29 protein-coding genes are annotated in these 25966 nt (G+C 59.8%); 8 read left to right on the forward strand and 21 right to left on the reverse strand.

The genetic code is table 11. The annotated features are described in order from the left end of the window. The first annotated feature begins 204 nt into the window (after positions 1 to 204). Entirely contained in the window at positions 205 to 912 is a 708-nt protein-coding gene (locus tag AC6CIA_RS14900; protein ID WP_084381591.1) for a TetR/AcrR family transcriptional regulator, read from the forward strand. A gap of 156 nt (positions 913 to 1068) precedes the next feature. Continuing rightward, positions 1069 to 2079, forward strand: coding sequence for a beta-N-acetylhexosaminidase (nagZ, locus tag AC6CIA_RS14905; protein ID WP_339532846.1), 1011 nt, complete (start codon positions 1069 to 1071; stop codon positions 2077 to 2079). A 54-nt stretch (positions 2080 to 2133) separates the two neighbouring features. Here nagZ and AC6CIA_RS14910 read toward each other — a convergent pair whose 3' ends face one another. From AC6CIA_RS14910 to minC, 5 genes are all read right to left on the reverse strand, one after another. Beyond that, complete coding sequence (locus tag AC6CIA_RS14910; protein WP_339532847.1) at positions 2134 to 3423, reverse strand: M18 family aminopeptidase; 1290 nt, start codon at positions 3421 to 3423, stop codon at positions 2134 to 2136. Positions 3424 to 3605: 182 nt separating this feature from the next. After that, a complete protein-coding gene (locus AC6CIA_RS14915; protein WP_498313048.1) occupies positions 3606 to 4241 on the reverse strand; it encodes an RluA family pseudouridine synthase in 636 nt (211 codons plus the stop codon). Between the two features lie 193 nt (positions 4242 to 4434). Beyond that, positions 4435 to 4689 carry a cell division topological specificity factor MinE gene (minE, locus tag AC6CIA_RS14920; RefSeq protein WP_084381587.1) on the reverse strand — a complete coding sequence of 85 codons (255 nt, stop codon included), beginning with the start codon at positions 4687 to 4689 and terminating at the stop codon, positions 4435 to 4437. Positions 4690 to 4692: 3 nt separating this feature from the next. Next, positions 4693 to 5505, reverse strand: a complete 813-nt coding sequence (gene minD / locus AC6CIA_RS14925; RefSeq protein WP_498313050.1) for a septum site-determining protein MinD — start codon at positions 5503 to 5505, stop codon at positions 4693 to 4695. 211 nt (positions 5506 to 5716) lie between these two features. Next, positions 5717 to 6454, reverse strand: coding sequence for a septum site-determining protein MinC (gene minC, locus AC6CIA_RS14930; RefSeq protein WP_498313052.1), 738 nt, complete (start codon positions 6452 to 6454; stop codon positions 5717 to 5719). Between the two features lie 118 nt (positions 6455 to 6572). Here minC and AC6CIA_RS14935 point away from each other — a divergent pair, with 118 nt between their 5' ends. Then, on the forward strand, positions 6573 to 7505 hold the full coding sequence (locus tag AC6CIA_RS14935; protein ID WP_498313053.1) for a lipid A biosynthesis lauroyl acyltransferase: 933 nt from the start codon (positions 6573 to 6575) through the stop codon (positions 7503 to 7505). A gap of 32 nt (positions 7506 to 7537) precedes the next feature. Continuing rightward, positions 7538 to 8692: a patatin-like phospholipase family protein gene (locus AC6CIA_RS14940; protein WP_498313054.1), complete on the forward strand. Its 1155-nt coding sequence runs from the start codon at positions 7538 to 7540 to the stop codon at positions 8690 to 8692. A 110-nt stretch (positions 8693 to 8802) separates the two neighbouring features. Here the strand turns inward: AC6CIA_RS14940 and AC6CIA_RS14945 are convergent, their stop codons facing one another. The 8 genes from AC6CIA_RS14945 to puuE form a co-directional block, all read right to left on the reverse strand. After that, entirely contained in the window at positions 8803 to 9588 is a 786-nt protein-coding gene (locus tag AC6CIA_RS14945) for an outer membrane protein OmpK (protein WP_498313056.1), read from the reverse strand. Next, positions 9585 to 9980: a hypothetical protein gene (locus tag AC6CIA_RS14950; protein ID WP_498313058.1), complete on the reverse strand. Its 396-nt coding sequence runs from the start codon at positions 9978 to 9980 to the stop codon at positions 9585 to 9587. The genes AC6CIA_RS14945 and AC6CIA_RS14950 overlap by 4 nt, the downstream gene beginning before the upstream one ends. A 59-nt stretch (positions 9981 to 10039) precedes the next feature. Then, on the reverse strand, positions 10040 to 11395 hold the full coding sequence (locus AC6CIA_RS14955; RefSeq protein WP_498313059.1) for a nucleobase:cation symporter-2 family protein: 1356 nt from the start codon (positions 11393 to 11395) through the stop codon (positions 10040 to 10042). A 188-nt stretch (positions 11396 to 11583) separates the two neighbouring features. Further along, entirely contained in the window at positions 11584 to 12882 is a 1299-nt protein-coding gene (locus AC6CIA_RS14960) for a urate hydroxylase PuuD (RefSeq protein ID WP_498313061.1), read from the reverse strand. 51 nt (positions 12883 to 12933) lie between these two features. Continuing rightward, entirely contained in the window at positions 12934 to 13437 is a 504-nt protein-coding gene (locus AC6CIA_RS14965) for an ureidoglycolate lyase (RefSeq protein WP_084381579.1), read from the reverse strand. 183 nt (positions 13438 to 13620) lie between these two features. Next, a complete protein-coding gene (gene alc / locus AC6CIA_RS14970) occupies positions 13621 to 14616 on the reverse strand; it encodes an allantoicase (RefSeq protein ID WP_498313063.1) in 996 nt (331 codons plus the stop codon). Positions 14617 to 14657: 41 nt separating this feature from the next. Beyond that, positions 14658 to 15173, reverse strand: a complete 516-nt coding sequence (gene uraD, locus AC6CIA_RS14975; protein WP_498313064.1) for a 2-oxo-4-hydroxy-4-carboxy-5-ureidoimidazoline decarboxylase — start codon at positions 15171 to 15173, stop codon at positions 14658 to 14660. Next, positions 15170 to 16096, reverse strand: a complete 927-nt coding sequence (puuE, locus tag AC6CIA_RS14980; RefSeq protein WP_498313066.1) for an allantoinase PuuE — start codon at positions 16094 to 16096, stop codon at positions 15170 to 15172. The genes uraD and puuE overlap by 4 nt, the downstream gene beginning before the upstream one ends. A 491-nt stretch (positions 16097 to 16587) precedes the next feature. Here puuE and uraH point away from each other — a divergent pair, with 491 nt between their 5' ends. Continuing rightward, positions 16588 to 16941, forward strand: coding sequence for a hydroxyisourate hydrolase (gene uraH, locus AC6CIA_RS14985; protein ID WP_498313068.1), 354 nt, complete (start codon positions 16588 to 16590; stop codon positions 16939 to 16941). A gap of 184 nt (positions 16942 to 17125) precedes the next feature. Here uraH and AC6CIA_RS14990 read toward each other — a convergent pair whose 3' ends face one another. The 3 genes from AC6CIA_RS14990 to AC6CIA_RS15000 form a co-directional block, all read right to left on the reverse strand. Next, complete coding sequence (locus AC6CIA_RS14990; RefSeq protein ID WP_498313070.1) at positions 17126 to 17752, reverse strand: LysE family translocator; 627 nt, start codon at positions 17750 to 17752, stop codon at positions 17126 to 17128. Positions 17753 to 17980: 228 nt separating this feature from the next. Next, positions 17981 to 19339 carry an NCS2 family permease gene (locus tag AC6CIA_RS14995; protein WP_498313072.1) on the reverse strand — a complete coding sequence of 453 codons (1359 nt, stop codon included), beginning with the start codon at positions 19337 to 19339 and terminating at the stop codon, positions 17981 to 17983. A 193-nt stretch (positions 19340 to 19532) separates the two neighbouring features. Beyond that, a complete protein-coding gene (locus AC6CIA_RS15000; protein WP_498313074.1) occupies positions 19533 to 19964 on the reverse strand; it encodes a MarR family transcriptional regulator in 432 nt (143 codons plus the stop codon). Positions 19965 to 20046: 82 nt separating this feature from the next. Between AC6CIA_RS15000 and AC6CIA_RS15005 the strand changes: the two genes are divergently transcribed. Next, positions 20047 to 21213 (forward strand): aminotransferase-like domain-containing protein, encoded by a 1167-nt coding sequence (locus AC6CIA_RS15005; RefSeq protein ID WP_498313076.1) that lies wholly within the window; start codon positions 20047 to 20049, stop codon positions 21211 to 21213. Between the two features lie 10 nt (positions 21214 to 21223). Next, positions 21224 to 21826, forward strand: a complete 603-nt coding sequence (locus AC6CIA_RS15010; RefSeq protein ID WP_498313078.1) for a glutathione S-transferase family protein — start codon at positions 21224 to 21226, stop codon at positions 21824 to 21826. A gap of 20 nt (positions 21827 to 21846) precedes the next feature. Here the strand turns inward: AC6CIA_RS15010 and AC6CIA_RS15015 are convergent, their stop codons facing one another. The 5 genes from AC6CIA_RS15015 to AC6CIA_RS15035 form a co-directional block, all read right to left on the reverse strand. After that, positions 21847 to 22218: a glutathione S-transferase N-terminal domain-containing protein gene (locus AC6CIA_RS15015; protein ID WP_498313080.1), complete on the reverse strand. Its 372-nt coding sequence runs from the start codon at positions 22216 to 22218 to the stop codon at positions 21847 to 21849. 102 nt (positions 22219 to 22320) lie between these two features. Continuing rightward, a complete protein-coding gene (folE, locus tag AC6CIA_RS15020) occupies positions 22321 to 22866 on the reverse strand; it encodes a GTP cyclohydrolase I FolE (RefSeq protein WP_003175229.1) in 546 nt (181 codons plus the stop codon). Positions 22867 to 23039: 173 nt separating this feature from the next. Next, positions 23040 to 23597 (reverse strand): Smr/MutS family protein, encoded by a 558-nt coding sequence (locus tag AC6CIA_RS15025; RefSeq protein WP_498313082.1) that lies wholly within the window; start codon positions 23595 to 23597, stop codon positions 23040 to 23042. A 76-nt stretch (positions 23598 to 23673) separates the two neighbouring features. Beyond that, positions 23674 to 23994, reverse strand: a complete 321-nt coding sequence (locus tag AC6CIA_RS15030; RefSeq protein WP_339532865.1) for a hypothetical protein — start codon at positions 23992 to 23994, stop codon at positions 23674 to 23676. 141 nt (positions 23995 to 24135) lie between these two features. Continuing rightward, a complete protein-coding gene (locus AC6CIA_RS15035) occupies positions 24136 to 24726 on the reverse strand; it encodes a cysteine hydrolase family protein (RefSeq protein ID WP_498313084.1) in 591 nt (196 codons plus the stop codon). Between the two features lie 240 nt (positions 24727 to 24966). Here AC6CIA_RS15035 and prmB point away from each other — a divergent pair, with 240 nt between their 5' ends. Next, positions 24967 to 25875, forward strand: a complete 909-nt coding sequence (prmB, locus tag AC6CIA_RS15040; RefSeq protein ID WP_498313086.1) for a 50S ribosomal protein L3 N(5)-glutamine methyltransferase — start codon at positions 24967 to 24969, stop codon at positions 25873 to 25875. Positions 25876 to 25966: the final 91 nt, after the last annotated feature.

Below are 25966 nucleotides of genomic sequence, written 5' to 3' on the forward strand. Positions count from 1 at the left end.
GCAATCACCGTTTTTCCTAACGCCGCCGGACGGTCATCCGTCAGCGCTTCAAGCGCCTGTGGAGAGTGCTGCCTACATGCCCGGAAGATGTGATTAAATAAGCGCCGAACGGCTGACTGAGCAGCCGGAAAACGCCTGCGCAGGCTTGACATTGCACTAAGTGAAACGTATGTTTCAAACAAGTGTTTGTCAGGCGGAGTAGCCATGGCCCAGTCGGAAACCGTTGAACGCATTCTTGATGCTGCCGAGCAGTTGTTCGCGGAAAAGGGATTTGCTGAAACTTCATTGCGGCTGATCACCAGCAAGGCTGGGGTCAACCTCGCTGCGGTGAACTACCATTTCGGTTCGAAAAAAGCCTTGATCCAGGCGGTGTTTTCACGTTTTCTGGGGCCGTTCTGTGTCAGCCTCGATCGTGAACTGGAGCGTCGCCAGGCCAAGCCGGACCATAAGCCGAGCCTGGAAGAGCTGCTGGAGATCCTGGTCGAGCAAGCGCTGGTGGTGCAGCCACGCAGCGGCAACGACCTGTCTATTTTCATGCGTCTGCTGGGCCTGGCCTTCAGTCAGAGCCAGGGTCACCTGCGGCGTTATCTGGAGGATATGTACGGCAAAGTATTCCGCCGTTACATGTTACTGGTGAATGAAGCCGCCCCTCGCATTCCACCGATTGAGTTGTTCTGGCGCGTGCATTTCATGCTGGGTGCCGCGGCGTTCAGCATGTCGGGGATCAAGGCCTTGCGGGCGATTGCCGAAACTGACTTTGGCGTCAATACATCGATCGAGCAGGTCATGCGCCTGATGGTGCCGTTCCTTGCCGCCGGCATGCGTGCGCAAACCGGTGTGACCGATCAAGCGATGGCGGCCGCACAACTGCGCCCACGCAGCAAGTCCGTGCCCACCGTTGCCAAGGTTTGACCGCTTCCGGGTGGGCGTGGCTGCTGGCATCCGCTAAGCTAGCGGTCCATGCCGATTTCAGATGATTATCCACACTCCATCGCTCTTCGTGAGTGTCCATTGCCAGGCCTGCACCTGGCGATGCGATGGGGTGCGCGCGCTATTTAAGGAAAATTTATGACTGCTGCCCTGCAAGGCTCTTTGATGGTGGATGTCGCCGGTACCTGGTTGACGGCTGAGGATCGCCATTTGTTGCGTCAACCTGAAGTGGGCGGGCTGATCATTTTTGCGCGCAACATCGAACATCCGCGCCAGGTGCGTGAATTAAGCGCAGCCGTTCGGGCCGTGCGTCCTGACGTGTTGCTGGCAGTCGATCAGGAGGGTGGACGGGTGCAGCGTTTGCGCCAGGGTTTTGTCCGTTTGCCGGCCATGCGCGCCTTGGCTGACAATCCGGATGCCGAATTCCTGGCCGAGCAATGCGGCTGGGTCATGGCGACAGAAGTGCTGGCTGTCGGTCTGGATCTGAGTTTTGCCCCGGTGCTGGATCTGGATTTCCAGCGCAGTGCCGTCGTCGGCACGCGCTCGTTCGAAAGCGATCCGCAACGTGCCGCGCTATTGGCTGGCGCCTTTATCCGGGGCATGAACAGCGCTGGCATGGCGGCCACCGGCAAGCATTTTCCGGGGCATGGCTGGGCCGAGGCGGATTCTCACGTCGCCATTCCCAATGATGAGCGCAGCCTGGAGCAGATCCGCGCCAGCGATCTGGTGCCGTTCGCTCGCTTGAGCAAGCAACTGGCAGCTGTCATGCCGGCTCACGTCATCTACCCGCAGGTCGATAACCAGCCTGCCGGTTTCTCGCGCCGCTGGCTGCAGGACATCCTGCGTGGCGAATTGCAGTTCGACGGGGTGATTTTCAGTGATGATCTGTCCATGGCCGGCGCTCACGTGGTGGGTGATGCCGCCAGCCGCATCGAGGCGGCCCTGACGGCCGGTTGCGACATGGGACTGGTGTGCAACGACCGCGCCGCCGCCGAATTGGCGCTGAGCGCCGCTCAGCGCATGAAAGTCACGCCGTCGGCACGGATTGCGCGGATGCGCGGTCAAGCCATTGCGTCTACTGATTACAAGCAGGATCCGCGTTGGCTCGCGGCATTGCGTGCACTGCGCAATGCGCAACTGATCGAATAATGCGTCGCCGCTGTCGGGCTCCATCGGGGATCGACAGCGGCGAGGGGAACCTCGTCAGGGCAGGTCGCGACTCGCATAAAACGCGCTCAGCACTTTCACCAGGTGCGCCAGGTCATGGCTGCCGCACAGCTCGCGAATCGAATGCATGGCGAAGGTCGGCAGGCCGATGTCCACGGTGCGCACGCCGAGGTGGCTGGCGGTGATCGGGCCGATGGTCGATCCACAACCCATGTCGCTGCGCACCACGAAGCTCTGTACCGGAACCTCCTCGGCCATGCACAGGTGGCGGAAGAAACCGGCGGTTTCGCTGTTGGTGGCGTAGCGCTGGTTGCTGTTGACCTTGATCACCGGGCCGGCATTCAGTTTCGGGCCATGGTTGGCATCGTGCTTGTCGGCGTAGTTCGGGTGGATGCCGTGAGCATTATCGGCGGACACCAGCAGCGATTTCTGAATGGTGCGTACGAACTCATCACCTTCGGGTAACAGGCGACGTAGGGTCTGTTCCAGCATCGGACCGTCGGCGCCGCACGCCGAGCAGGAACCGACTTCTTCGTGGTCATTGCAGACCAGGACGCACGTCTCATCGGTTTCGGCGGTGAGCAAGGCTTGCAGGCCGGCGTAGCACGACAGCAGGTTGTCCAGGCGTGCGCCGGCAATAAAGTCGCCGTGCAGGCCGATGACGGCAGCGTCCTGAGTGTCGTAGAAGCTCAGTTCATAGTCGAGCACCACATCGGCATTCAGTCCATGCTCGCGGGCCAATTGGTCGGTGAGCACCGCACGGAAATCCACGCGCTCGTCACCGGCAAACTGCGCGAGGATTGGCGGCAGCTCGGTCTGGGGATTGATCGCCCAGCCCTGATTGGCCTCGCGGTTCAGGTGAATGGCCAGGTTGGGGATGGTGGCGATAGGTAGCTTGAAGTCGATCAACTGGCTTTCGACCTTGCCGTCGCGGCGGAAGGTCACGCGGCCCGCCAGGGAGAGGTCGCGGTCGAACCACGGTGCAAGCAACGCGCCGCCATAGACTTCCACGCCCAGTTGCCAGAAACCCTGGCGCTGCAGCTCCGGTTGCGGCTTGACACGCAGGCACGGGCTATCGGTATGGGCGCCGACCAATCGGATACCGCCCTGCAGCGGGGCATGCCGGCCTAGTTTGAAGGCAATGATCGAAGAGTCGTTACGGGTTACGTAATAGCGACCGTTGGCCTCGGTGGTCCAGGTCTCGCGCTCGTCAAGAGACTGGAAACCGGCGGCTTCCAGGCGCTGGGCGAGGGCCGCGGTGGCATGAAAGGGAGTGGGGGAGGCCTTGAGAAAGTCGATCAGGCCTTGGTTCAACGCTTCGCGCATAAGTAGCTCCAGACAGCAATGGCGCGAGTTTACCGTATTGGTTTGGCTCGGTGGCGAGAAGTGACGCAGATCGAGTGTGGGAGCGGGCTTGCTCGCGATGGCGGTGGCTCAGTCAATTGAGATGTCGACTGGTACACCGCCATCGCGAGCAAGCCCGCTCCCACATTTGACGGTGTTCAGCTTTAGAACGGTGCGGGGCACTCGAAGCGCAGGCGTTCGCCGCTTTGCGGATGGGTGAAGCTCAACATGCTCGCGTGCAGGCACAGGCGCGGCCAGGCGGCCAGGGCTTGTTCGTGGGCATACAAACCGTCGCCCAGCAACGGATGACCGATGGACAACATATGTACGCGCAGTTGGTGCGAGCGTCCGGTAATCGGCGTCAGTTCAACCCGGCACCAGTCGCCATGGCGCTCCAGCACTTTCCAGAAGGTCAGGGCGTGCTTGCCGAATTCATGGTCCACCACGTGACGCGGTTTGGTCGGCGGATCGTAGCGTAACGGCAGGTCGATGCTGCCGCTGTCCAGCTGCGGCTGGCCCCAGCACAAGGCGGTGTAGGCCTTTTCGGTTTCGCGGTCATGGAACTGGCGAGACAGTTCGCGATGGGTATCGGCATCCCGCGCAAGCAGGATGATGCCCGACGTTTCCCAGTCCAGGCGATGGACGATGCGGGCTTCGGGGTAGCCGTTTTCCTGCAGGCGCGTGATCAGGCAGTCTTTGTTGTCATCGGCACGACCCGGCACCGACAGCAGCAGGGTTGGCTTGTTCACCACCAGGACGGCGGTGTCCTGGTGAAGAATGTGGATATTGGACAGCGGCATTAAACAGCCTCGTAACAAACGCCAACGGCGGCTCCGCTATTTGGCTCCTCTGTAGGAGCGAGCTTGCTTGCGAAAAAACTCAAGGGCCGCGCGTTCATTCAGGATAAACGCGGTCTCCTCAGGTTCTTCGCGAGCAGGCTCGCTCCTACAGGAAAGCCAGATAGCGGAGCCGCCGTGGCGACTACCGGTTCGATCAACGATCAGGCAGGGTGATATTGAGTTCCAGAATCGAGCAGCTGCCGTCGTTTTCCAGGGCTACATGCACGTCGTCGTTACCGATATTGACGTACTTGCGGATCACTTCGACCAGTTCCTTCTGCAAGGCTGGCAGGTAATCCGGGGTGCTGCGTTGGCCGCGTTCATGCGCCACGATGATCTGTAGACGCTCTTTCGCTACCGACGCGGTACTTGGCTTTTTGCTGGCACGAAAGAAGTCGAGAAATTTCATTGTTTAGTTGCCTCCAAAGATACGCTCGAAGAATCCCTTCTTCTTTTCGTCGAGGAAGCGATGTTCCACGGTCTTGCCCAACAGGCGATCGACAGCATCGCTGTACGCCTGGCCGGCATCGCTCTGGTCGTCAAGAATGACCGGAACGCCTTGGTTGGAAGCCTTGAGCACAGCCTGGGACTCGGGAATCACACCGAGCAAGGTCACGGCGAGAATATCTTTGACGTCTTCAACGCCCAGCATTTCACCCTTGCTCACGCGCTCAGGGTTGTAGCGGGTCAGCAGCAGGTGCTCCTTGATCGCTTCTTCACCCTTTTCGGCGCGGCGCGATTTGCTGGCCAGCAGGCCCAGCATGCGGTCCGAGTCACGTACCGAGGAGACTTCCGGGTTGGTCACGACGATGGCTTCATCGGCGAAGTACATTGCCAGGTGAGCACCGGTCTCGATGCCGGCGGGGGAGTCGCACACGACGTACTCAAAGGTTTCCTTGAGTTCCATCAGGACTTTTTCCACGCCTTCCTTGGTCAGCGCTTCTTTGTCACGGGTCTGGCTGGCGGCCAGTACATACAGGTTCTCAAGGCGCTTGTCCTTGATCAGGGCCTGTTGCAGGTTGGCTTCGCCATTGACCACATTGACGAAGTCATACACCACGCGACGCTCGCAACCCATGATCAGGTCGAGGTTACGCAGACCGACGTCGAAGTCGACGATAACTGTCTTGTGGCCGCGCAATGCGAGGCCGGTACCGATAGCGGCGCTGGTGGTGGTCTTACCCACACCACCCTTGCCGGATGTAACCACGAGAATCTTGGCCAAGGTGTTTCACCCCTAAGGAAAAAGGACTTTCCAGTCCCTGAAAAACATCTCTTGAAACTCGCCGCAGGCGGACAGCCTGTGTAGGAATGAAGGTGAAAAACTGCGACTTACCCGAAGGTCAACTTCGCTTGTTAATCACTCCTACTCAAATCTTGCCGTTTTCGCTTTGCTATCAGAGTCTAGAGATGCTTGGAAAATGCGGCAGTATCCGTTAAAGACGGATGATGTTCAACACATCGCCCGACAGGTTGACCTGGACCCCGGCTCCCCACAGCGGATCGCGGCGCAAATCTTCTGAAACCTTGTACTGGCCTGCGATGGACACGAGTTCAGCGGTCAACTGCTGGCAAAAAATACGCGCCTTGGTATCACCCTTGATGCCGGCCAGTGCGCGTCCGCGCATTGGGCCGTATACATGGATGTTTCCATCGGCGAGAAGTTCCGCACCGGGACTGACTGGAGCAATCACCACCAGGTCGCCGCCCTGGGCGTAAATCTGCTGTCCGCCGCGTACGGGAGAGGTGATGATCTTTGTCGGCTTGATCGTCGGCTCGGGTGGTTTTTCGGTTTTTTTCTTGATTTCGCCTTCCATCGGGTCGAGCGCACGCTCGCGGGCACCGGACGGTGGCAATACTGGCAGTTCAATGGCGATGGCTGCGGCAATGTCTTCAATGCGGCTGGCGCGAATAGCCAGGGTGCGCAGTCCATGTTGGCGGCACACACGCATCAATCCGGGCAGATCAACGGCGCCTTGGCCTGCGGGCAATTTATCCAGGGCCAGCACCAGCGGGGCGTTGTTGAAGAAGTTCGGTGCCAGGGCAACCTTGGCGGCGAGTTGGCGGTCCAGGGCGTCGAGGTCGTTGCGGGCCAGTTCCAGCACGGTAATGGCGAGCATGCTGCCTTTCAGCTGGAACACGGGATCTTGGTCTAGCGATTCATTTTGGCTCATGGTCGGCAAAGCGGCTTGTCACGAAAAGTGTCGAGACTTATAGCGAGAACATCTGCTAGCCGCAAGCCGAGTCGAACCGTTGTAGAATGCGCGGCCCTTGTCTTTACCGGAATCTGTAATGGATCGCCCGCGTTTTCGAGCTGTATTTTTTCATCCGCGTTTCTGGCTGCTTTGGCTGGGACTCGGTCTGCTGTGGCTGATCGTGCAGTTGCCATACCGGGTGTTGCTGGGGGTTGGCCGTGTCCTTGGCGCGTTTATGTACCGGGTGGCCGGTGAGCGTCGACGCATTGCCGCGCGAAACCTGCAATTGTGCTTCCCGGAAAAGTCCGCCGAGGAACGTAAACGTTTGCTCAAGGAAAATTTTGCCTCCACCGGCATCGCCTTTTTCGAAATGGCCATGAGCTGGTGGTGGAGCAAACCGCGGTTGGCGCGCCTGGCCCACGTCGAAGGCCTGGAGCACCTCAAGCAGGCGCAACAGGAAGGAAAGGGCGTGATTCTCATGGCCCTGCATTTCACCACCCTGGAAATCGGCGCTGCTTTGCTGGGACAGAAGCACACCATTGACGGTATGTACCGGGAGCACGGTAATCCGTTATTCGACTTCATCCAGCGTCGCGGGCGCGAGCGGCACAATCTGGATTCCCTGGCAGTCGAGCGCGAAGACGTACGCGGCATGCTCAAGCTGCTGCGGGCTGGCCGGGCGATCTGGTATGCGCCGGACCAGGACTACGGCGCCAAGCAGAGCATCTTCGTACCGTTGTTCGGGATTCAGGCCGCGACGGTCACCGCCACCAGCAAGTTTGCCCGCTTGGGCAAGGCCCTGGTCGTGCCGTTTACCCAGGAGCGGCTGGCGGACGGCAGCGGCTATCGTCTGGTGATTCACCCACCGTTGAGCGACTTTCCTGGCGACACCGACGAAATCGATTGCCTGCGTATCAATCAATGGGTGGAAGCGTCGGTCCGTGAATGCCCCGAGCAATACTTGTGGACCCACCGTCGCTTCAAGAGCCGGCCGCCGGGTGAACCCAAACTGTACGAAAAGCGCCGCTGACGGCACGACCCAATCCCACATGGAGTGATGCAATGCGTCCAGCTGAACCGGTCACAGGTCTGATTCTATCCGGCGGCGGGGCGCGAGCGGCCTATCAGGTGGGGGTGCTGGCGGCGATCGCCGAACTGCTGCCGCCGGGCGCACCCAATCCCTTTCCGGTGATCGTCGGCACCTCAGCCGGGGCGATCAATGCCGTGAGCCTGGCCAGTGGCGCTCTCGACTTCACCGCCGCCATCCAGCGGCTCACGGCCTTCTGGCAGGGCTTTCGCAGCCATATGGTGCTGCGCAGCGACTGGCCTGGCGTGATTCGCCAGGCCAGTCGGTTCCTTGCCCGCAGTCTGCTGGGCCTGGGGACACCGGTCCCGGTGGCATTGCTCGACAGCTCGCCGCTGCGGGAGCTGCTGCAAGACAGATTGCACCTCGAAGGCATCGACGAAGCGATCCGCCACAAGCACTTGCACGCGGTGGCCGTGACCGCATTTGGCTATGAGTCCGGACAAGCGGTGACCTTTTATCAGGGCGGCGGCACCATCGATCCCTGGTTGCGCCATCGCCGCATTGGCTTTCCCACGTCGTTGACCGTGGAGCACCTGTTGGCCAGTTCCGCGATTCCCTTGCTGTTTGCCCCGGTCAAACTGGATCAGGAATATTTCGGGGATGGCGCGGTGAGGCAATCGGCCCCCATCAGTCCTGCCTTGCACCTGGGCGCCAACCGGGTGCTGGTGGTCGGCGTCAGCGGCAACCCACGAGCCCTCGACCCCTCGGTGCCGCAGCAACGCAGCTATACCGGGCAGCAGCCGACCCTGGCGCAGATCGGCGGGCATATGCTCAACAGCACCTTCATTGACAGCCTTGAAAGCGATATCGAGTTGCTGGAGCGTCTGAACCAGTTCAGCCACCTGCAGCCGGCGGACAGCGCGGCACGCGGCCTGTCGCCGGTGGATGTGCTGGTGATCGCACCCAGCCAGCCTATCGATGAAATAGCCGCGCGCCATCGTCAGGAATTGCCAGCCGCGTTACGCCTGTTCCTACGTGGGCCAGGGGCGACCAAGACCAGCGGGGCGGGGGTGCTCAGCTATCTGTTGTTCGAGGCGGGGTATTGCAGTGAGTTGATTGAATTGGGCCGGCGCGACGCATTGGCCAAGCGTGAAGAACTCTCGCGCTTCCTCGGCCTGACTGCGCCGTGAGTGTTGAAGACGGGCTTACCCGCGAGGCATCGTAATAGTACAGGCAGTTGTCGAGCCTCGAAGACTCGACAGCTGCTACTTAACAGGGCTGCGCTTCAAGCATCCAGCGCTTAGAAGTGATACTTGACCAGGAAACTCGCCGTATCCTGGGTGGTTTTGAATGCGCCCGAGTCTTCAATCCCGTATTTGTGCTTCCAGTAGTCGTATTCGAAACCGACATACAGCTGCTTGTCGCCCCAATTCATCGCCTTGCCCAGGTCATATTTGACCTGTGGGTTGAAGTGCAAGTTGGCGTGGTAAGTACCACGGGCGTTTTTATCGTTATCCACTACCCAGTCCATAAAACCGTCGATCAGCACGTCGGAGTTACCCACGGGAAGGGTGTACGACCAAACCGGCGTGATCTGCCATACACCGTCACCCGGGCGATTGCCTTCGGTCTGGCGCTGATAGAAATTCAACTGGAAGTAGTCGAAGCCGGGGATTGCCAAGTCAAAGGCCGGGCCCAACAGATAGGATTCGTTGTCGCCTTCGCCGAATTCGTAAGTGAACGCCAGCAAGACGTCTTTGATCGGTCCGAAGGACAGGTCCTTGTCGAGGATTTTGCCAAACGACACCCGTGGGCTGAACTCACCGTAGTAAGTATTGGGGCCGACGTTGCCGTCTTCCTTGCCGTTGTAAAAGATGCGGTCGAGGAAGAAGAAGTTGTCGCCGTACTTCCAGGCATCGGCGTGCTCGAACGTGACGGTTTGCTGGATCTGCGGGTTAACAGTGAAGTTCTTGCCCCACAAGTAAGTCAGGCTGTTGTTCTGCCACTGCAGCAGATCGCCGGCTATCGCCTGGCCCCCACCCAGCAGGGTTCCTGCCAGCATCAGGCTGTTCACGGTACGTTTCATTCGGTTGCTCCCGAGTTAAGGTTTTGTGTTTTTCTTCTAGATAAAGCGCTCTGGTCTGGCGCCTTTTGAGGTGTTGAAAAAATCGTCTGTTTGGTCAGCTTTAGTGCTTTTAGCAAGAGCTGCGCCAAGGCGTAAAAAAAGCCAAAAAAACCCCGTCGGCTGTGATAACCACAGTCGAATTCAAGGTTTTTGTGCAGGCCAGGGCGGCTGACCGTGGGCCGGGATAAGTTGGCCTTGAAGTCAGGTTTTACATTCGCTGTTTTTTTTTGAGTTGATTTGAGCGGGCGCGGAGAATACTGGCTCCCAGGCCTGTGCTCAAGTGCGCCGTTACAGAGCGCGAGGGACGAGAATGGGGCACGGCCTGAAGCCGGCCCCGGGTGAGTGGCGTGCATGGTGTTGCTCCCTGATCGTTCTTATTGTTGTTGTGACGCCGGGTGAGCGAGGTTCTGAGTCAATGCGTATGCGCGTGTACGCTGGCCGCCGCCCGTTCGGCGCCGCCCAGAATGTTGAACAACAGGTTCAGCGATAACGCGCTGAGGGTGGCCATGGCGATGCCGCTATGGGTAATCGGGCTCATCCACAGCGGCAATTGGGCGAAGAACTCAGGGCGCACCACCGGAATCAGTCCCATGCCGATACTGACGGCCACCAACAACTGGTTGCGGCGATCGGCAATGTCGGCTTCCTGGAGGATCTTGATCCCGGTCGCCGCCACCATGCCGAACATCGCGATCGCCGCGCCGCCGAGCACCGCCGGGGGGATCGAGGCCACCAGGAAGGCCGCCTTGGGCAACAGGCTGAGGATGATCAGGAAAACTCCCGCCACGAGGGTCACCGACCGACAGCGCACACCGGTCATCTGCACCAGGCCAATGTTTTGCGCGAAAGAGGAGTGGGTGAAGGTATTGAAGAACCCGGCGAAGAACGACGCGCCGGCGTCACACAACAAGCCGCGTCGTAGCATTCTTGGCGTGACCTCTTGGCCGGTGATCTTGCCCAGGGCGATGAACATGCCGGTGGACTCGACAAAAATAATCACCACCACCAGGCACATTGACAGGATCGGCGCCAACTCGAATTTCGGCATGCCGAAATGCAACGGCGTGACCACCTGTACCCAAGGCGCCTGGGCCAGGCCGCTGAGGTCGACCATGCCGAGCATCCCGCACAAGGCGTAGCCCAGGGCCATGCCGATCAGCACTGAAATGTTGACCCAGAAACCATGCATGAAGCGGTTGATCAGCAGAATGGTCGCGAGCACCAGCGCAGCGATGGCCAGATAGATAGGTGAGCCGAACTGCGCGGCGGCGTCACCACCGCCGGCCCAATTCACCGCCACGGGAAACAACGAAAGACCGATGGCGGTGATCACGGTGCCGGTCACCAAGGGTGGAAAGAAGCGCACCACCTTGGACATGAACGGTGCGATCAGCATGCCAAAAAAGCCAGCGGCGATGGTCGCGCCGAAGATCCCTTGCAAGCCGATGCCCGGCATGCCGGCCATGGCGACCATGCTGCCGACGGCGGCGAAACTGGCACCCATCATCACCGGCATGCGAATGCCCACCGGACCGATCCCCAGGGATTGCACGATGGTGGCGATCCCCGCGACCAGCAGGTCGGCGTTGATCAGGAATGCGATTTCCTCACGGCTCAAGCCCGCGGCTTCACCGATGATCAATGGCACCGCCACAGCGCCGCCGTACATCAGCAACACGTGTTGCAGGCCTACCAGGATCAGTTGCAACAAGGGCAGCCGCACCCTACTCGGTGCGGCAGGAATCTGCGGTTCGGCTAACTCGGACATGCAACACCTCGGATCTTTTTTATTTTTGTGTTTGGCTGTCAATTGCCAGGTGGAACCCATTCTTTAAAACACCGGCGGACCCTGTGGGAGCGGGCTTGCTCGCGATAGCGGTGGTCCAGTCACCCGATGTGTTGAATGACACACCGCTATCGCGAGCAAGCCCGCTCCCACATTTGGATCTGCGTCAGTTAGTGGGTACGCGCTCCCTGAGTGATCCAGCTACCAATCAAGTCCCGCTCCTGCTGGGTCATTTGAGTGATATTGCCCAGTGGCATGATCTGGGTCGCGACCGCCTGAGCCTGAATCCGCGCCGCCTGTTGCTGGATCTGTGCGGGCGTATCAAACATCACCCCGCCAGGCGCGGTACTGAACAGCGGGCTGGTGGGCTTGGCCGAATGGCATACGGTGCAACGTTCTTCGATCACGCTGTGGACCTTGCCAAAGTCCGTCGACGCCTGGGCCGGTGCGGGTTCGGCGGCTGGCGCGGGGGTGGCGGGCGCGGCGGGTTTGAGGCCACCACCCAATGCGGTTTCCGGCAACGGCTGGTACTCGATGGCGGCGGGCGCCTTCGCCACGTCCGGTGCGGTCGCCACGGGTTTGGGGCCGGTGACATAGGCCAGGCAAATCATCGCCAACGCGCCTGCGGGCAAGGTCCACGCGTATTTCTGGCTGTCATGGCGGGTGTTGAAGTAGTGACGCACCAACACCGCCGCTACCGCGATCCCGGCCAGGATCAACCAGTTGTACTGGCTGCCATAGGTGCTCGGGAAGTGGTTACTGATCATGATGAACAGCACGGGCAAGGTGAAGTAGTTGTTGTGGCGTGAACGCAGCAAGCCCTTGGCCGGCAGCGCCGGGTCAGGCGTGCGGTTTTCCGCGATCGCCGCTACCAGCGCACGCTGGGCCGGCATGATGATGCGGAACACGTTGCCGACCATGATGGTGCCGATCACGGCGCCCACATGCAGGTAGGCGCCACGACCGCTGAACACCTTGCTGAAGCCGTAGGCCGCTGCAATCAACAGCACGAACAGGATCAAGCCGAGCAGGGCAGGGCGCTTGCCCAGGGCCGAGTCGCAGAGAAAGGAGTAGATGAACCAGCCGACGAACAACGAGCCAATGCCCAGCAATACGCCTTCGGTACCGCTGAGGCTGCTGCCGGGGGCAAGCAGGTACAACGTCGGATTCAGATAGAACACCACGCACAGCAGCGCGACGCCCGACATCCAGGTGAAATAGGCTTCCCATTTGAACCAGTGCAGGTTGTCCGGCATGGTCGGCGGAGCCAGTTTGTATTTTTCCAGGTGGTAGATACCGCCACCGTGGATCGCCCACAAGTCACCGGCGAGGCCATTCTTGGGGTTGACGCGGTTAAGGTTGTTTTCCAGCCAGACAAAGTAGAAAGAAGCGCCGATCCAGGCGACGCCGGTGATCATATGAACCCAGCGCACGCTCAGGTTCAGCCATTCCAACAGATGTGCTTCCACAGTCTTTACCTCTCGCCCGTCACCCTTGTTGTCGGGTGATCGGACCTTCTCTTATTGGTGGGGGGCGAGGATCAATCGCTCATCCTCTTTGAAGAAATGCTCATCGCAGTTATTGCCTGTGCCACTGCGATCAACCACCAGGAAGTCATCCCGCTTTTCGATCGTCAGCACCGGGTGGTGCCAGACGCCGCGATGGTAATTAATGCCCTGCCTGCCGTTAGTCACGAAGGCGCGGACCAAGCCTGATACAGGTGCATCGCCAAGTGGCGCGACCACGATCAGAAAGGGGTTGCCGAGCAGCGGAATGAAGGCCTGGCTGCCCAGCGGGTGTCTTTCCAGCATGCACACGGTCAGCGGCATGTCCTGCGCGTCGGCGCGGAAGATGCTGATGATTGCGTGGTCTTCTGGCGTGGCGGTTTCAACCGTCGCCAGTTTATGAAAGCGCATGGTCGAGCCGTTGTTGATCATGAAGTGATCGCTGCCATCGGTTTCGATAACGTCTCCGAAGGGGGCGAAGGCTTCTTTGGTCAAGGGTTCGATCATCAGTGTGCGCATGGCTGTCTTCTTATCCGAATGCTGTGTTATTTGTAATTCTGTGCTGTTTGTCGTGGCGAGGGGGCTTGTCCGCCGTTGGGCCGCGAGGCGGCCCTGAAACCAGGTAATGCATTCCAGCTGTATACCTGATTGGGGCTGCTGCGCAGCCCAACGGGGGACGAGCCCCCTCGCCACAGGTCACGCTTATTTCGAAACCTTGCCCAGCACGCGCAAGCGACTCACGCCCCCATCCGGGAAGACGTTCAGGCGGATGTGGGTAATCGGGCCCAGCGCCTTGATCTGCTCGGCGAAGGTGTGTTCGGCGTGCATTTCCAGTTTCTGCGCCGGCAACAGTTCACGCCAGAACAGCGATTGGGTTTCGATCTGGCTGTCGGTGCCGCCTTTGACGAACGCGCCCTGGATCGAGCAGGTGTCCGGGTAGTTGCCCTTGAAGTGCAGGGTGTCGACGATGACCTTTTCGATCTCGCCGGCGTGACCCAGGGCGACGATTACCCAGTCATTGCCCGGCGTGCGACGACGGGCTGTTTCCCAGCCATCGCCCATGTTGATGCCACGGCCCGGGTTGAGGATGTTGCCCATGCGCCCGAAGTGTTCGTCGGAGCACGCGAGGGCACGTCCGCCGTTGAGCGAGGACGCCAGGTCGATCTGCTCGTTGTCGCCCACCGCCGACCAGTCACGGAACGGAATGCCGTACACCCGCAGGCGCGCCACGCCGCCGTCCGGGTAGATGTTGAAGCGCAAGTGGCTGAACGCCTGGTCGTTGTTGATCTCGTGGTAATGGTGGCTGTTGCCTTGCAACTCGACGGCGGACAGCACTTCGACCCACTGGGTGTTTTCGCTCGGTTCGCCTTCGGCCAGGAAGCAACCTTCCAGGGACGCCGATGGCGGGAAGTTGCCGGTGAAGAATGAAGTGTCGATGTCCACGCCCTTGATCGAGCCGGGCACGCCCAGGCGGATCACTGCGCTGTCATAGCCTTCGAAGCGCTTGCGACGTGACTCCCAGCCGTCCATCCACTTGCCGTTGTCATCGAACACGCCCTCCTTCCATACGGCCGGGGTCGGCTGGAACAGGCGGTTGGCGTCGGCGAACCAGTCATCCGTCACGGAGATGATCTTGGTGCCCAGGCGGGCGTCGGCGAGGTTGACGAACTTTTCGAAAGGGACGGCGTAAGCTTTCATTCTTCTTGTCTGCCTTGAATTGAGTGGCTGGGGATGGTCGTTTAGAGGGTCAGTAATCGGAACAACGCGATCTTGTTGATCTCTGCCAGCGCACACTTGAACTCGGTGTCGATCGAGTTGTGGATGCGCGTTTCAAACGCAGCAAGGATCTGATGCCGGTTGCTGCCTTTTACCGCCATGATGAAGGGAAACTTGAACTTGGCCTTGTAGGCGTCGTTCAGCTCGGTGAAGCGCGAAAACTCTTCGGCCGTGCATTGGTGAATCCCCGCGCCAGCCTGTTCTCCAGTGCTGGCCGCGGTCAGTTGGCCCTGGACGGCGGCTTTGCCGGCCAGGTCCGGGTGAGCGTTGATCAGCGCCAGCTGGCTTTGCCGATCCGCGCTCAACAGGATATCGCTCATGCGCTGGTGCAGGCTTTCGATCTGGTCGAGCGAAGCGTCCTGGCCCAGGTCGAAGGCCTTTTCGGCCACCCATGGCGAGTGTTCATAGATATCGGCGAAGGCGGCGACAAACGCAGCGCGGCTCAAGGTCGAGGGTTTCAAGGTCTGGAAAGCGGTCACTTGGCGACTCCCGGGCAAGGGTGGGTTGCATGCCAGTGGCGGGCAATGTCGACGCGGCGGGTGAACCACACCTGTTCATGGCCCTTGGCGTATTCGATGAAGCGCTTGAGCGCGGCCAGCCGGGCGGGGCGGCCAATCAGGCGGCAATGCAAACCGATGGAAAGCATTTTTGGTGCCTCGGCGCCCTCGGCGTACAGTACGTCGAACGCGTCCTTGAGGTACTCGAAGAAATCGTCGCCCTTGTTGAAACCCTGGACCTGGGTGAAGCGCATGTCGTTGGTGTCCAGGGTGTAGGGGATCACCAGGTGCGGCTTGCCAGTCGGGGTGTTGGGTTCCCAGTAGGGCAGGTCGTCGTCGTAGGTGTCGCAATCATAGAGGAAGCCGCCTTCTTCCATCACCAACCGGCGGGTGTTCGGGCCGGTGCGCCCGGTGTACCAGCCGAGCGGGCGTTCGCCGGTCAGCTCGGTGAGGATGCGGATCGCTTCGAGCATGTGCTCGCGCTCCTGGGCCTCGTCCATGTACTGGTAATCGATCCAGCGGTAGCCGTGACTGCAGATTTCGTGACCGGCGGCGGCCATCGCGCGGATCACCTCCGGATGACGCTGGGCGGCCATCGCCACGGCGAAGACGGTCAGCGGAATGTCGAATGCCTTGAACAACTTGAGGATGCGCCACACCCCGGCACGGCTGCCGTATTCGTACAGTGACTCCATGCTCATGTTGCGCTCGCCCTGCAGCGGTTGTGCCGAGACCATTTCCGAAAGGAAGGCTTCCGACTCTTTGTCGCCGTGCAGGATATTGCGCTCGCCACCTTCTTCGTAGTTGAGTACGAACGACAAGGCGATGCGCGCCTTACCCGGCCAGTGGGGATGAGGAGGGTTACTGCCGTAACCGATCAGGTCGCGTGGGTAGTCAGCGCTCACTGCAGTCTTCCTTCTTGTTCGTGGTAGCGAGTGTGTGGCGGCCAGCGAAAAGACTGGGTGGCGTCACAGCGATGGAATGATTGTATACAACTTGCTGGCCACTTTGTAAGCCTGTATTTCTGCATTTTTTTCTGAACGGTCGGTTTTCCAGGGTTGCAAGAAACCTGCCCGATGGGTCAGCTAAACCAAAATAAATACCCGCGCTGAGTTTATCCTTTGCGCGCACTTACTGTAGGAACGAGCTTGCTCGCGAGAAACGTGAGTGCGCTGTGGGAGACCTGATGCACTGCATCTTCGTTGGCGATTTCGCGAGCAACAGCTGGGCGCCCCCTCGCGCCTACCGTATTGGTCGGAAGCTGATAGAAGAAGATGTTGAATTTATTGTGTACAATTTTTATGAAAAGTGTCTTAATCGATCATCGCCGGCTTTTTCGATGCCCTGAAAAAGTGCGGATTTCTTTTCTACTGACTTCGGGAGGCGCGTAGACGCCATGGGACGTTTGACTACACACGTTTTGGACGCCGCGCACGGCTGCCCCGGCAGCGCCATCAAGGTGGAGCTGTATCGCGTTGAAGGGACACGGCTTGAACCGGTTGCCAGCGCCCTGACCAATAGCGACGGCCGTTGCGACGCGCCGCTGCTGCAAGGTGATGACTACCGTAGTGGGGTTTACCAATTGCAGTTCAGCGCCGGTGATTACTATCGCGCCCGTGGTGTGCAACTGCCGGAACCGGCGTTTCTCGACGTTGTGGTCCTGCGCTTTGGCATCAGTGCCGAACAGGAGCATTACCACGTGCCCCTGCTGATTTCGCCTTACAGCTACTCCACTTATCGCGGTAGCTGAGTCGTCACCTCGCTTCACACCCCCAAAGCTCTTCGTTGGTTTCGCCCGCTCACACTGCGGGCTTTTTTTCGTTCGCGGATCCTGGGTGGGAGCGAAAGCCTTGGGCCAGCCCTGTAGCACGGCAATGGCGGGCACCGACGAGTGCCTGGCAAAACCGTGCCTGCGGCCGGCCCAAGGTGCAGCGTCAGCGACTGAGCAGCGACGCGGCGCCGGCGCCGCCGAACAACCCGGCACTGACACGGTTAAACCAGCTTTGGCCCTTACCGCTACGTAAATAGCGCGCCGCGCCATGGGCGCTGAGGCCGTAAGCCAGCTTGCACAGCAGGTCCAGGACCGTCCAGGTGGCGATCATGATCAGCAATTGCGGTAAGAAAGGTTGCTGGCTGCTGAGAAACTGCGGCAGGAAAGCGGCGAAAAACAGAATGTCCTTGGGGTTGCTGGCGCCCAGTACAAACGCCCGCCCGAACAGCGTGCGAAAACGCGGCACCGGCGCAGCTTGCGGAACGTCCACGGCATGGCTCGGTTGGCGTGACTGCTGCCAGCTTTGCCAGGCAAGGTAGAACAGATACAGCGCACCGACGATCTTCAAGGCGCTGAACAATTGCTCCGACGCCAGCAACAACGCGCCCAGCCCCAGGGCCGATGCGCTCAGCAGGCAGATCGAGGCAAACACGCCGCCGAGAAACGCCGGATACGAACGGCGCAGGCCATAGTTCAAGCTGTTGCTGATCATCAACAGGGACAGCGGGCCTGGAATCAGGATCACCACCAGCGCAGCGCCGCTGAACAGCAGCCAGGTTTCCACACTCATTACATTCCTCCATTCACGCAAAAGCCCCACCCGAAGGCGTAATACCGTTCAGTTAAGGCCGAAAATCTCCTGTGGCGAGGGAGCTTGTCCCCCGTTGGGCTGCGCAGCAGCCCCAATAAAGAGGAATGCGGTGTATCAGGCATTCCTCAGCGGCTGGTTTAGGCTGCTACGCAGCCCAGCGGGGGGACAAGCCCCCTCGCCACAGGAGGGTTTTCGCCGCATCCCGGATTACAGGAAGATAAACTTGGCGATGAAAATTGCACACAGCGCCCACAGGCTGACGGAAATTTCCTTGTATTTGCCGGTGCCCGCCTTGAGTGCCACGTAACTGATAAAACCCAGGGCGATGCCGTCGGCGACCGAGAAGGTCAGCGGCATCATGATCACGGTGACAATCGCCGGGATTGTGTCGGTGGCTTCATCCCATTCGATATGCGCCATGCTGCCCATCATCAACATCGCCACATAAATCAGCGCACCGGCGGTGGCATAGGCGGGAATCATGCCAGCCAGCGGCGCGAAAAACATCGCGGCCACAAACAGCACGCCGACGGTTACGGCCGTCAGGCCGGTACGACCGCCGGCGGCGACACCGGCAGCACTTTCCACGTAGCTGGTGACCGGCGGTACACCGACCATGGCGCCGAATACGCTGGAAGTACTGTCGGCTTTCAAGGCGCGGGAGAGGTTTTCGATCTTGCCGTCGGGGTTCACCAATCCCGCCCGTTGCGCAACGCCCATCAGGGTGCCGGCGGTGTCGAACATGTGCACAAACAGAAACGCGAACACCACGCTGATCATGCTGACATTGAACACACCCATCACGTCCATCGCCATCCAGGTCGGTGCCAGGCTCGGCGGGGCGGCGAGGATGCCCTGATACTGCACCAGGCCCAGGCCCCAGCCGGCCAACGTCACGGCGATGATGCTGATCAGGATCGCGCCGAACACCCGGTGATAGCTGAGGATCGCGATCAACAGAAAGCAGACCGCCGCCAACAGCGGCGCGGGTTCATGCAGGGAGCCGAGCTTGATCAGGGTGGCGGGGCTGTCGACGATGATGCCGGCGGTTTTCAGGCCGATCACCCCGAGAAACAGACCGACCCCCGCGCCCATCGCATGACGCAGGCTCACCGGGATGCTGTTGAGCAGCCATTCGCGGATGCGCGACAGGGTCAGGATCATGAACAGCACACCCGAGATGAACACCGCGCCCAGCGCCGTTTCCCAGTTGTAGCCCATGGTGCCGACCACGGTGTAGGTAAAAAACGCGTTCAGCCCCATGCCCGGTGCCAGGCCCACGGGCCAGTTGGCATACAGGCCCATCAACAGGCAGCCCAGCGCGGCGGCGATACAGGTCGCGACAAAGGCTGCGCCGTGATCGATGCCGGCGTCGGCCATGATGTTGGGATTGACGAAGATGATGTAGGCCATGGTGATAAAGGTGGTGAGGCCGGCAATCAGCTCGGTCTTCACTGTGGTGCCATGCAGACGCAGTTTGAACAGGCGTTCCAGCCAACCTGGTTTCGTGGAGGTGAGGCGCGGCGGCGCGAGGTCCAGCGGGGCTTCGGATTTGCGGCTTTCCACAGCAAGTACTCCTCAAGAGTTTTATTGTTATTTCCAGCGCCGGACACATGAGTGGGGCAGCGACGCTTTGAGGTACCAGCGGGCTTTGTTGACCGTTAGGTCAGGAACTCGCATGAAGCGAATTATGCTTTTGTATACAAATAAAGCAATTAATGTTTTCGATTATGTGTGCAAAAAAAGATGAAAGGCTATTTCAAGGTAACGTCAGCGCTTTGTTCACCGCCAGCCACCCATTCACCGCGTCCTCGCCGGCTTCGGTGAACGCCCGCTGCAACAGCTTCACTTGTTCGCGGCGCAGGGATTGCTCGAAACGCCGCCCTTCTTCGGTCAGCTCCAGCAGGCGCTTGCGCTTGTCGCTGGCGCAGGCGAGGCTGTTGACCAGATGCATTTCCTGCAATTGGCGCAGTGGCATGTTCAGCGCCTGTTTGCTTACACCGAGTAATTCCAGCAGCTGCTTGACGCTCAAGGCCGGATAGCGGGCGATGAAAAATACAATGCGCTGATGCACCCGACTCAGGCCGCGCCGTTCGAGCATTTCGTCAGCCTTGGCGGTGAAAGCCTGGTAGCCGAAGAAAAACGCTTCCATGGCGGCTTGCTGCGAGTTCTGGTTTTTAAGGTCAAGCATATTGACGTATCTACTCAAGGCGTCGTAATTTCGGTCAACCAGTTTGACGTATTTTCCCCTGGCTTCGCTACCGGTGACCCGAATGGCTTTCTCTGAACGTGTTTCGCGCCTTAAAAGCTCCTTGATCCGTGAGATTCTTGCCGCGGCCCAGCGTCCGCACGTGATGTCGTTTGCCGGTGGCCTGCCCGCCGAGGCCATGTTGCCCGAGCTGGACTGGCAGGCGATGCCGCTGAATATCGGCCAGTACGGCATGAGCGAGGGCGAGCCGCAATTGCGCGAGTTGCTCGCGGCCGAGGCGCGAACGTTGGGCGTTGCCTGTGAGGCCAGCCAGGTGTTGGTGGTCAGCGGTTCCCAGCAAACCCTCGACTTGGCCGCCAAGTTGTATATCGATCAAGGCACGCAGGTTCTGCTGGAAGGCCCGACCTACCTCGCGGCGTTGCAAATCTTCCAACTGTTTGGCGCCGATTGCCTGACCGTCGAACTGGAGGCCGATGGCCCGAACCTGGCGACGCTGCGCCGCAGCCTGGAGCGCCAGCGTCCGGCCTTCATCTACTTGATTCCGACCTTCCAGAACCCATCGGCGGTGCGCTACAGCGAAGCCAAGCGTGATGCGGTGGCGGCGTTGCTGGACGAGTTCGGCGTGACCCTGATCGAAGACGAGCCCTATCGCGAGCTGACTTTCGACGGCGGCAGCGCCCGGCCGATTGTCAGCCGTCTGCGGGCGGCAAGTTGGATCTACACTGGCACGGTATCCAAGACCTTGCTGCCAGGGCTGCGTGTCGGTTACCTGATCGCCAGTCCCGATCTGTTCCCGCATCTGCTCAAGCTCAAGCAATCGGCGGACCTGCACACCAATCGTGTTGGGCAGTGGCAGGCAATGCAGTGGATCGGCAGCGAAAAATACCAGCAGCATCTCGCGACGTTGCGCAATTTCTACCGCGAGCGGCGCGATGGATTCCAGGCAGCGTTGGAGCGTCACTTTAGTGAGCTGGCCGACTGGCAGATGCCCGAAGGGGGATTATTCTTCTGGCTGACCTTGAAACAACCCTTGGACACCCGCACTTTATTGGCGCGGGCGCTCGAGCAGGATGTTGCGTTCATGCCCGGCGAACCGTTCTTTTCCGAGCCGGATCGGCATCACGGTCATTTGCGACTCAATTTCAGCCACATCGATCCAGCGCGCCTGGATGAAGGTCTCAAGCGTCTCGCGACGGTAATCCGTCAAGCACAGCTCGCGCAAGCGGCATAAGGAGAGTTTCATGTACAAGGTTTACGGCGATTACCGTTCGGGCAACTGCTACAAGATCAAGTTGATGCTCAACTTGTTGGGCATCCCGTATCAGTGGGTGGATGTCGATATCTTGAAGGGCGACACTCAGACTGCAGAATTCCTGGCGAAAAACCCCAACGGCAAGATCCCGGTGCTGGAACTGGACGACGGAACCTGTCTGTGGGAATCCAACGCGATCCTCAACTTCCTGGCCGACGGCAGCGAATTCCTGCCCAGCGAGCCGCGCCTGCGCACCCAAGTGTTGCAATGGCAGTTTTTCGAGCAGTACAGCCATGAGCCATACATCGCCGTGGCGCGGTTTATCCAGTATTACCTGGGGATGCCGGAAGATCGACTGGAGGAATACAAGACAACCCACAAGGGCGGCTACAAGGCCTTGAAGGTCATGGAGCGCCAACTGCAAGCCACGCCGTACCTGGTGGGCGAGCAGTATTCCATCGCCGATATCGCGCTGTATGCCTACACTCACGTGGCCCATGAAGGCGGTTTCGACCTGAGCCCTTATCCGGCGGTACAGGCCTGGCTCGAGCGCGTGGCGAGTCATCCGAAACACGTGGCGATGCTCGACTGATGCGCGGGCTTCGCGGTGAGTCAGATCGCCGCGAAGCGCTGGTCCAGATAATCAATGATCACCTTGGAGTCATACATCCAGGTGGTCTGGCCATTTTCTTCAATGCGCAGGCAGGGCACTTTGATCTTGCCGCCTTGCTCAAGCAGGGTCTGGCGATCCTGTTCATTGTTCTTGGCGTCCTTCAACGCCACCGGCACATTCAAGCGATGCAGGGTACGGCGGGTCTTTACACAGAACGGACAGGCGTGGAACTGATACAGGGTCAGGCCCTTGGCTGCCGCGTTCACTTGGGCCTGTTGCTCGGCAGGACGCTGCTTTTTGCGAGGGCGGGTGATTAAGTCGGCGGCGATGATGACGTGGCCGAGACCGACTCGAAGTGCTTTGACGAACATGCCTGAAACCTCTTGTGCATGACAGAAGGGGCGGCAGCTTACCTGATTTTCCACAGGCGAAAAAAAACCGACGATGAACGCCGGTTTTATCGAAGCGGCCTGTTACTTGATCAGGCTGAGGAACTCACTGCGGGTCGCCGCGTTTTCGCGGAACTCGCCCAGCATCACCGAGGTGATCATCGACGAGTTCTGTTTCTCCACACCGCGCATCATCATGCACATGTGCTTGGCCTCGATCACCACGGCCACGCCCAGGGCGCCGGTGACTTGCAGTACCGCATCGGCGATCTGGCGGCTGAGGTTTTCCTGGATCTGCAGGCGACGGGCGTACATGTCGACGATGCGCGCGACCTTCGACAGGCCCAATACCTTGCCGCTCGGGATGTATGCGACGTGGGCCTTGCCGATGAAAGGCAGCAGGTGGTGTTCGCACAGCGAGTACAACTCGATGTCCTTGACCAACACCATCTCGCTGTTATCGGAGCTGAACAGGGCACCGTTGGTGACCTCTTCCAGCGTCTGCTCGTAGCCACGGCACAGGTACTGCATCGCCTTGGCGGCACGTTTCGGCGTGTCGAGCAGACCCTCGCGGGAGACGTCCTCACCCAGTTGGCCGAGGATCGCGGTGTAGTTTTGTTCCAATGTCACAGGGCTGTTTCCGTATGGGTTTCAGAGCGGTACGGTGTATGCCTGTACCAATGTGAAGCTGTACGCCAGCGAGCAAGGAGTTGCGCAGCATCGCCAGTGATTGGCGCACATAGTAGCGTAGCTATGGCAAGAGGTGTATGGCCGGAGGCGGTGACGCGGTAAATCGGCCGGACTTACTCGTCACGTCCTTCGAGCATCGTGCGCTTGAGCATCACGTAGACCGCACCGGCTCCGCCATGCCGCGGCTGGCATGAGGTAAACCCGAGCACTTGGGCATGCTGGCGCAGCCAGGTGTTGACGTGGCTCTTGATCATCGGCCGTTTGCCATCCAGGCGCACGGCTTTGCCATGGGTGACACGCACGCAGCGGATTTCGAACCGGGTGGCTTCGGCGAGGAAGGCCCAGAGGGTTTTCCGGGCTTTTTCCACGGTCATGCCGTGCAGGTCCAGGCTGCCTTCAAAGGGGATCTGGCCAGATTTGAGCTTGCGTACCTGGCTTTCCTGGACACCGTCGCGGGCCCACATCAGTTCATCCTCGGGGCCGACGTCGATGACAAACTGGTCCGACAGCCCGTCCACCGTGGTCGCGTCCGTGCGCACCGTGGCCGCCTGGCGCAGTTTGGCGATCTGCGCGCGGTCGGTCTTGGGTTTGCCGGTGTCGGCGCGGTCGTGCTTGATCGGCTTGACGCCGCGAAGCTCGTTTTTGAACAGGGAAAAGTCGTCGTCTTGCATGTCAGCCTCCGCGCAGGGCGGGCAGTTTACCCAAAACGTGGTGGTGCATGCGGGACAAAACGCTATCAGAGCTCCATCAGTCGTGCTTTTTCATCAGGTGCGAGGCAATGTTCAGTGACAGCGGCTGGCGCATACGACGTCGGCAACGACGCCACAACCAGATGCCGAACCACAGGATCAATAGTCCGATCACCAGCAGTATTGCAGAGCCCGCAGGGCTGGCATTCAACTCGCCAAGGGCGGCTGAGAGTCCAAACAGACCGGCCGCGCCGGCCACCGTCAACAGTAAACCAAACATCGCCAGCAGCGCGGCAAAACCGGCGCCCAAGCGCAAACGCCAGTTGCTCGGGCCTTTGGGGCGCAAGCGACGAGCGTCAAAACCATCGGATATCTTCATTCCGACCTTTCCTCCAGGGTATCGGCCCTTCGACCGGAAGATAAACAACTTGTTCCGGACTGGGAGGCAATTGCGGCAAATGACAGGCCTTTACAGATGAGCGGGGCCGCAAGAGGGCCGCACCGCTCATCGCAAGGGCGATCAGATCAGATCTTTGGTCAAGGCAAGTGTGGCGAAATTGTCGGCCATGATGGCCATCTCAGTTTGCTGTACATGTTCGGCGCTGAGGATGCCGCCTTTGTAAGGCAGGTCCCGCGTAGCGCAGGCGTCTTCCACCAAGGTGCAACGGAAGCCCAGGTTCTTCGCCGCCCGCACCGTGGTGCTGACACTGGAGTGGCTCATGAAGCCGCAGACGATCAGGTCCAGGGAACCCAAGTCCTGCAGGCGTTTTTCCAGCGATGTGCCGTGGAAGGCGCTGGGCAGCAACTTGCCGATGACCGTTTCGTCACCCGCAGGCTCCAGGCCGGGAATGAACTCGCCACGTTCGCCCTGTGGGTCGAACAGGCCGCCGACGGTGCCCAAGTGATGCACGTGGACGATCGGACGACTCGCACCGCGCGCCGCCGCGGTCAACTGCTTGATGTTTTCCACGGCGCTGTCCATGCCCGACAAGGCCAGTGGACCGCTCAAGTATTCTTTCTGGGCATCGATGATCACAAGGGTCGCGTGGCTCAAATTGGCCGGCGCGTAACCACGACCGCTGAGTTGAAACATCGTCTTTGGAACGGACATTCTGGGGCTCCTGTGAGTGGGGCTTTTGCGACATTGTCCTCTGGCTGAGCGGTTCTGTGAATCGCTACTCACGCAAGGTACGCCGTTGCTGGCTTACAGCCGTGTCAAGAGGCGCGCGCGGGGGCTGGAAAACACACAAAGTGGATGAAATCGGACGTATGGCTAAGGTGTTTTCGTACATCGTCGGTACAGCTCAAGGCTGTTAGAATTGCCAGTCGTTTTTTCCAGGAGTTTGCCCCCGTGATCACTTCCCGCCTGCGCACCTTGCGCGACCATATCCGTTGGGCTGTCAGCCGTTTCCATGGGGAAGACCTGTTTTTTGGCCATGGCACCGACAATGCCTGGGACGAAGCCCGGCAACTGGTGCTTGGCGCCTTGCACTTGCCTTGGGAAATCGCCGATAGCTACCTGGACTGCAACCTCGAAGACAATGAGTTGGTTAACCTGCAGCGTTTGCTCAAGCGCCGCATCGAGGAGCGTGTACCCACCGCTTACCTGCTGGGCGAAGCCTGGTTCTGTGGCATGTCGTTCATTGTCGATGAACGGGTGCTGATTCCGCGTTCACCCATCGGCGAGTTGATCGAAAACCGCTTTGAACCCTGGTTGGGCGCACCGCCTGCACGGATTCTCGATCTGTGCACCGGTTCCGGGTGTATCGGTATTGCATGCGCCTACGAATTCCAGGAGGCCGAGGTGGTGCTTGCGGACCTGTCCTTCGAAGCCTTGGAGGTGGCCAATCAGAACATTGAGCGCCACGGCGCCGACGAGCGGGTCTATACCGTGCAGGGTGACGGTTTCGACGGCCTGCCGGGCCAGCGTTTTGACCTGATCGTGTCCAACCCGCCCTACGTCGACGCCGAAGACTTTGCCGACATGCCGGATGAATATCAGCATGAGCCGGAGCTGGGCCTGGCGTGCGGTGATGATGGCTTGAACCTGGTACGGCGGATGTTGGCCGAGGCGGCCGAGCATTTGACCGAGAAGGGACTGTTGATTGTCGAGGTCGGCAACAGCCAGGTTCACGTCGAAGCTCTTTATCCGGAAGTGGACTTTGCCTGGCTGGACTTCCAGCGCGGCGGGCACGGCGTGTTCATGCTCACGGCCGAGCAGTGCCGGGCGCACCAGGCGCTGTTTGCTTCTCGAGTTTGAGTCAGATTGGCGGCCCACATCTCTGAAGCGTACGCGGTGTGGCCTCTACCTCCTTATTCGCTGACGAGTCAGCGGTCTGTTGATCTGCTCT

It is taken from the genome of Pseudomonas sp. GQ91, assembly GCF_059758795.1.

Excerpts from the sequence above, each read along its gene's own strand:
- AC6CIA_RS14940 (WP_498313054.1), top strand. The coding sequence starts at position 7,538 with ATGCGTCCAGCTGAACCGGTCACAGGTCTGATTCTATCCGGCGGCGGG.
- alc (WP_498313063.1), bottom strand. The coding sequence starts at position 14,616 with ATGAAAGCTTACGCCGTCCCTTTCGAAAAGTTCGTCAACCTCGCCGAC.
- AC6CIA_RS14965 (WP_084381579.1), bottom strand. The coding sequence starts at position 13,437 with ATGCGCACACTGATGATCGAACCCTTGACCAAAGAAGCCTTCGCCCCC.
- nagZ (WP_339532846.1), top strand. The coding sequence starts at position 1,069 with ATGACTGCTGCCCTGCAAGGCTCTTTGATGGTGGATGTCGCCGGTACC.
- AC6CIA_RS14910 (WP_339532847.1), bottom strand. The coding sequence starts at position 3,423 with ATGCGCGAAGCGTTGAACCAAGGCCTGATCGACTTTCTCAAGGCCTCC.
- AC6CIA_RS15030 (WP_339532865.1), bottom strand. The coding sequence starts at position 23,994 with ATGAAGATATCCGATGGTTTTGACGCTCGTCGCTTGCGCCCCAAAGGC.
- minE (WP_084381587.1), bottom strand. The coding sequence starts at position 4,689 with ATGAAATTTCTCGACTTCTTTCGTGCCAGCAAAAAGCCAAGTACCGCG.
- AC6CIA_RS15015 (WP_498313080.1), bottom strand. The coding sequence starts at position 22,218 with ATGTTCGTCAAAGCACTTCGAGTCGGTCTCGGCCACGTCATCATCGCC.
- minC (WP_498313052.1), bottom strand. The coding sequence starts at position 6,454 with ATGAGCCAAAATGAATCGCTAGACCAAGATCCCGTGTTCCAGCTGAAA.
- AC6CIA_RS14950 (WP_498313058.1), bottom strand. The coding sequence starts at position 9,980 with ATGCACGCCACTCACCCGGGGCCGGCTTCAGGCCGTGCCCCATTCTCG.
- AC6CIA_RS15000 (WP_498313074.1), bottom strand. The coding sequence starts at position 19,964 with ATGCTTGACCTTAAAAACCAGAACTCGCAGCAAGCCGCCATGGAAGCG.
- AC6CIA_RS14935 (WP_498313053.1), top strand. The coding sequence starts at position 6,573 with ATGGATCGCCCGCGTTTTCGAGCTGTATTTTTTCATCCGCGTTTCTGG.
- AC6CIA_RS14945 (WP_498313056.1), bottom strand. The coding sequence starts at position 9,588 with ATGAAACGTACCGTGAACAGCCTGATGCTGGCAGGAACCCTGCTGGGT.
- AC6CIA_RS14915 (WP_498313048.1), bottom strand. The coding sequence starts at position 4,241 with ATGCCGCTGTCCAATATCCACATTCTTCACCAGGACACCGCCGTCCTG.
- AC6CIA_RS15010 (WP_498313078.1), top strand. The coding sequence starts at position 21,224 with ATGTACAAGGTTTACGGCGATTACCGTTCGGGCAACTGCTACAAGATC.
- uraH (WP_498313068.1), top strand. The coding sequence starts at position 16,588 with ATGGGACGTTTGACTACACACGTTTTGGACGCCGCGCACGGCTGCCCC.
- AC6CIA_RS15035 (WP_498313084.1), bottom strand. The coding sequence starts at position 24,726 with ATGTCCGTTCCAAAGACGATGTTTCAACTCAGCGGTCGTGGTTACGCG.
- AC6CIA_RS14990 (WP_498313070.1), bottom strand. The coding sequence starts at position 17,752 with ATGAGTGTGGAAACCTGGCTGCTGTTCAGCGGCGCTGCGCTGGTGGTG.
- AC6CIA_RS14955 (WP_498313059.1), bottom strand. The coding sequence starts at position 11,395 with ATGTCCGAGTTAGCCGAACCGCAGATTCCTGCCGCACCGAGTAGGGTG.
- AC6CIA_RS14900 (WP_084381591.1), top strand. The coding sequence starts at position 205 with ATGGCCCAGTCGGAAACCGTTGAACGCATTCTTGATGCTGCCGAGCAG.
- AC6CIA_RS15025 (WP_498313082.1), bottom strand. The coding sequence starts at position 23,597 with ATGCAAGACGACGACTTTTCCCTGTTCAAAAACGAGCTTCGCGGCGTC.
- AC6CIA_RS15005 (WP_498313076.1), top strand. The coding sequence starts at position 20,047 with ATGGCTTTCTCTGAACGTGTTTCGCGCCTTAAAAGCTCCTTGATCCGT.